This is a genomic window from Mycobacterium sp. (genome assembly GCF_032162105.1).
In the GTDB taxonomy this organism is placed as follows: domain Bacteria; phylum Actinomycetota; class Actinomycetes; order Mycobacteriales; family Mycobacteriaceae; genus Mycobacterium.
Genome location: NZ_JAVRPS010000021.1, coordinates 1 through 4,145 on the forward strand (window position 1 = coordinate 1; position 4,145 = coordinate 4,145).

Here is a 4,145-nt window from a genome sequence, read left to right on the forward strand (position 1 = left end):
TCGACCAGGACCACCATCAGGTGGCATTCCGGGTTGTTCGTGGTGATCGCGTTGGCGATGCTCTGCAGGATCATCGTCTTGCCGGCCTTCGGCGGCGACACGATCAGGGCGCGCTGGCCCTTGCCGATCGGCATGATCAGGTCGATGACGCGGGTGGTCAGCCGGTCGGGCGTGGTCTCCAGCCGCAGCCGCTGGTTCGGATACAGCGGGGTGAGCTTCTGGAAGTCGGGACGCTTCTTGGCGTCCTCGACCGATCCGCCGTTGATGGTGTCGAGGCGGACCAGCGGGTTGAACTTCTGCCGCGGGTTCTGGCTGCCGCCCCCGCCGCCGCCCTCGCCCTCGCGGGCGATCCGGACCGCGCCGGTCACGGCGTCGCCGCGGCGCAGACCGTTCTTGCGGACCATGTTCATCGACACGTAGACGTCGTTCGGTCCGGCGAGGTAGCCGGAGGTACGGACGAATGCGTAGTTGTCGAGCACGTCGAGGATGCCGGCGACCGGCTGGACGACGTCGTCCTCGCGGAGTTCGGTGTCACGGTCCCCACCGCCGCCGCCTTCGGCGCCGGTGCGCTCGCCGCGCCGCCTGCGGTCGCGGAACCGGCGGCCCCGTCGGCCCTGACGGCCATCGCCATCGTCGTCGTCATCGTCGTTGTTCGAGTTGCCGCCCTGGTTGGACCGGTTGCCGCCCTGGTTGGACTGGTTGCCGCCACCCTGGTTGGACCGGTTGCCACCGCCCTGGTTGCCGCCGCCTTGATTGCCGCCACCCTGGTTGCCACCGTCGTTGGACCGGTTGTCCTGACGGGAGTTCTGGGCGCGCCTGTCGTCGCCCTTCTCGTCCGACTTGGGGGCCTTGGCCTCGGTCTTGTCGACCTCGGTCTTGTCCTCGCCCGTCGATTCAGCCTTGACGTCCGCCTTCTCGGCGGGCTTGTCGTCGACCTTGGTCTCGGTGTCCGCGGGGGGCGCGGCCTGGCGCGAGGCGCCGCGGCGCTCGCGACGAGCGGGGGCCCGCTGCTCGGCTGGTGCCTCGGCGGCGCTCTCGGGATTCTCGACGGCTGGCGCTGCCGCACTCTCCGGAGCGTGGCCATTGTTCTCGCCGCGCTGTTCGCGGATTGCCGCGATCAGCTCGCTCTTGCGCATGCCGGATGCGCCCTTGACGCCCACCTGGTTGGCAAGCGCCCGCAGGTCCGGCAGCACCATCCCGGTCAGCGAGCCGCCGCGCGAGCTAGGGGCGACGTTGGCCGCCGGTGCGGCCGCCTCTTGCGAGGCTTCCGGCGCGGCGGCGGCGGAAACCGCCGAAACCGGCTCGGAGATGTCTGAATTCACGGAGTCCGGCGACTGGACGTCGCTGCTGTCAGCCGTGAAGAGGTCCGTATCAGTCACGGATTTCCTTTCTTTCCCTCGCTGATTCGATCGCGCGAGGGCTCATCGCACTCAGCCGAAACGCTGAGTGCCGAGGTCCCACCGTCGCCCATGCAACGGTGATCGCTGGGGTTCGCCGCGATACGGCGAACCGTCATCCACGAAAAGAATGGGTGGTCGTCCTAGTGTCGGCGCAGGCACAGACGCTGCGATTGCTGGACGAGAGCGAGGATAACCCGCATCGGTGCGGGAAGCAAGCAACACCCGTGAGTCGCATGTGACTCGTGTCAACTTCGAATCGATACGCCGGATGTCCACCGGACACGCTCACCAACCAACATCTCGCTGACGGCGAACCCATTGGCGGCGCCGAACTCCAGGGCCTCGGCCGGCAACTCCGGCTCGGTGGTGAGCGCAATAACCGCAGGCCCAGCCCCGGAAAGCACCGCTGGTACACCACAACGCCGCAGGATGGCGAGGTATTCCGCCGAGGCGGGCATGGCGGCGGCCCGCTGCGGTTGATGCAGCCGGTCCGCGGTGGCCGCCATGAGCAGATCGGGCCGTTCGGTCAACGCCACCACGAGCAGCGCCGCGCGGCTGAGGTTGAACCGTGCGTCGACATGGCTGACCCGATCGGGAAGCAGGACCCGCGTCTCGGCGGTCGACGAGCGCACCTGCGGGATCGCGGGGAACAGGTGGATGTCGGGGTGCAGACGCAGCGGTGCCGCCCCGTACCGGTCCTGTGGACCGTCGTCGTCGGTCCACGACACCACCGCGCCGCCCAGCACCGCGGCGGACGCGTTGTCGGGGTGGCCCTCGAACTCCGACGCCAGCTGCACCAGCTCAGTGTCCGTCAGCGGCTTCGAATCAGATTGAACGACGAGGCCGTTGGTGGCGGCGATGCCGCCGACCACAGCGGCTGCCGACGATCCGAGGCCACGGGAGTGCGGAATGTCGTTGCGGCAAAACACCTTAAGACCCGCAGCTTCGACCCCTGCGACGGCGAGTCCGCGCTCGATGGCGCGGACGACGAGATGCGAGGAGTCCAACGGTACTTGCCCCGCGCCCTCCCCCTCGACTTCGACGAGAAGACCGGATTCGGTTGTCTGGACCTCGATTTCGTCATAGAGGCCGAGCGCGAGCCCGAGGCTGTCGAACCCGGGCCCCAGATTCGCGCTCGACGCGGCCACCACGGCGTTGGCCGCCAGGCCCGCGGGCAGAATCCGAGTCACCGACGATCCACTCCGCTACGCCAGTCCGAGCGTGGCTACCACCGCTACGGGGTCGACCGGAAGGGCCTCGACGACGGGCATGTCCTTCAGCGCGGTGTCCGGATCCTTGAGGCCGTTGCCCGTGACGGTGCACACCACGGTGGAGCCCCGCGCCACCCAGCCGTCCTCGACCGACTTGAGCAGACCGGCGACGCTGGCCGCCGACGCCGGCTCGACGAACACCCCTTCGGACCGCGCGATCAGGTGATACGCGGCCAGGATCTCCTCGTCGGTGGCGGCAAGGAACCGGCCGTTGGACTGTTGCTGGGCCTCGACGGCCGACGTCCACGATGCGGGCGCGCCGATCCGGATCGCGGTGGCGATCGTCTCGGGGTTCTTGACCGGCTCACCGAGCACCAGCGGCGCAGCGCCTGCGGCTTGTGCGCCGAGCATCCGGGGCAGCCGGTCGGACAGGCCGTCGCGGTGGTACTCGGTGTAGCCCTTCCAGTAGGCGGTGATGTTGCCCGCATTGCCGACGGGCAGGGCGTGCACGTCGGGCGCGGTACCCAGCGCGTCGACGATCTCGAACGCCGCGGTCTTCTGGCCCTCGATGCGGTACGGGTTGACCGAGTTCACCAGCGCGATGGTTGGGAAGTCCGTCGTCAGCTTTCGGGCCAGTTCCAGGCAGTCGTCGAAGTTTCCGTCGATCTGGATGATCTTGGCGCCGTGCATGACCGCCTGAGCGAGCTTGCCCATGGCGATCTTGCCCTGCGGGATCAGCACCGCGCAGGTGATGCCCGCACGCGCGGCGTACGCCGCAGCCGAGGCCGAGGTGTTGCCCGTCGACGCGCACAGCACTGCCTGCTGGCCGCGGGCCACCGACTCGGTGACCGCCATGGTCATGCCGCGGTCCTTGAAGGAGCCCGTGGGATTGAGCCCCTCGACCTTCAAATGCACTGTGCAGCCAGTCTGTTCGGACAGCCGCTTGGCATGGATCAGCGGCGTGCCGCCTTCGAGCAGGGTGATCGGCGTCCAGTGGTCCTCGACCGGCAACCGGTCGCGGTAGGCCGCGATCAGGCCTGGCCACGGTTGGTGCACCGCGGTACGGGCGGTACTCATTCGGTGGTTCCCTCCAGCCGCAGCACGCTGTTGATGCTCTGCACGACGTCGAGATCGGCCAGCGCACCCACGGTGTCGGAGAGCGCCGCATCGGTGGCCAAGTGGGTCACCACGACGATCCTGGCGCCGCACCGCAGACCTCCGTGGTCGACCATGCCTTCCTGGCGCACCTCGGCGATGCTGACCTCGCGCTTGCCGAATTCGGCTGCCACCGAGGACAACACGCCCGGCCGGTCGGCGACGCTCATGCTGACGTAGTAACGGGTCGGGATGAATCCGATGGGGGCAATCGGCAGTTCGGCGTACTTCGACTCGCGCGGTCCAAGGCCACCCTGCACCCGGTTGCGTGCGGCCATGACCAGGTCGCCCATCACCGCCGACGCCGTCGGCGCACCGCCCGCACCCTGGCCGTAGAACATCAGCCGCCCGGCCGCCTCGGCTTCGACCACCACCGCGT

At 68.8% G+C, this 4,145-nt stretch carries 4 protein-coding genes; all 4 read right to left on the bottom strand.

Annotation, left to right across the window (positions count from 1 at the left end; all coding sequences use genetic code 11):
- A partial coding sequence (locus QOC69_RS00790) for a Rho termination factor N-terminal domain-containing protein (protein WP_526435388.1) occupies window positions 1-1,379 on the bottom strand: 1,379 nt, incomplete at its 3' end.
- Window positions 1,380-1,645: 266 nt separating this feature from the next.
- Window positions 1,646-2,590: a homoserine kinase gene (gene thrB / locus QOC69_RS00795; protein WP_526435390.1), complete on the bottom strand. Its 945-nt coding sequence runs from the start codon at window positions 2,588-2,590 to the stop codon at window positions 1,646-1,648.
- Window positions 2,591-2,605: 15 nt separating this feature from the next.
- Window positions 2,606-3,688: a threonine synthase gene (gene thrC, locus QOC69_RS00800; RefSeq protein WP_526435392.1), complete on the bottom strand. Its 1,083-nt coding sequence runs from the start codon at window positions 3,686-3,688 to the stop codon at window positions 2,606-2,608.
- Window positions 3,685-4,145 (bottom strand): ACT domain-containing protein (locus tag QOC69_RS00805; RefSeq protein WP_526435394.1); only part of this gene is annotated, 461 nt, incomplete at its 5' end. The genes thrC and QOC69_RS00805, both read right to left, overlap by 4 nt.

Bases quoted from the DNA above. Each gene is read 5' to 3' on its own strand.
- thrC (WP_526435392.1), bottom strand. From the start codon at position 3,688: ATGAGTACCGCCCGTACCGCGGTGCACCAACCGTGGCCAGGCCTGATC.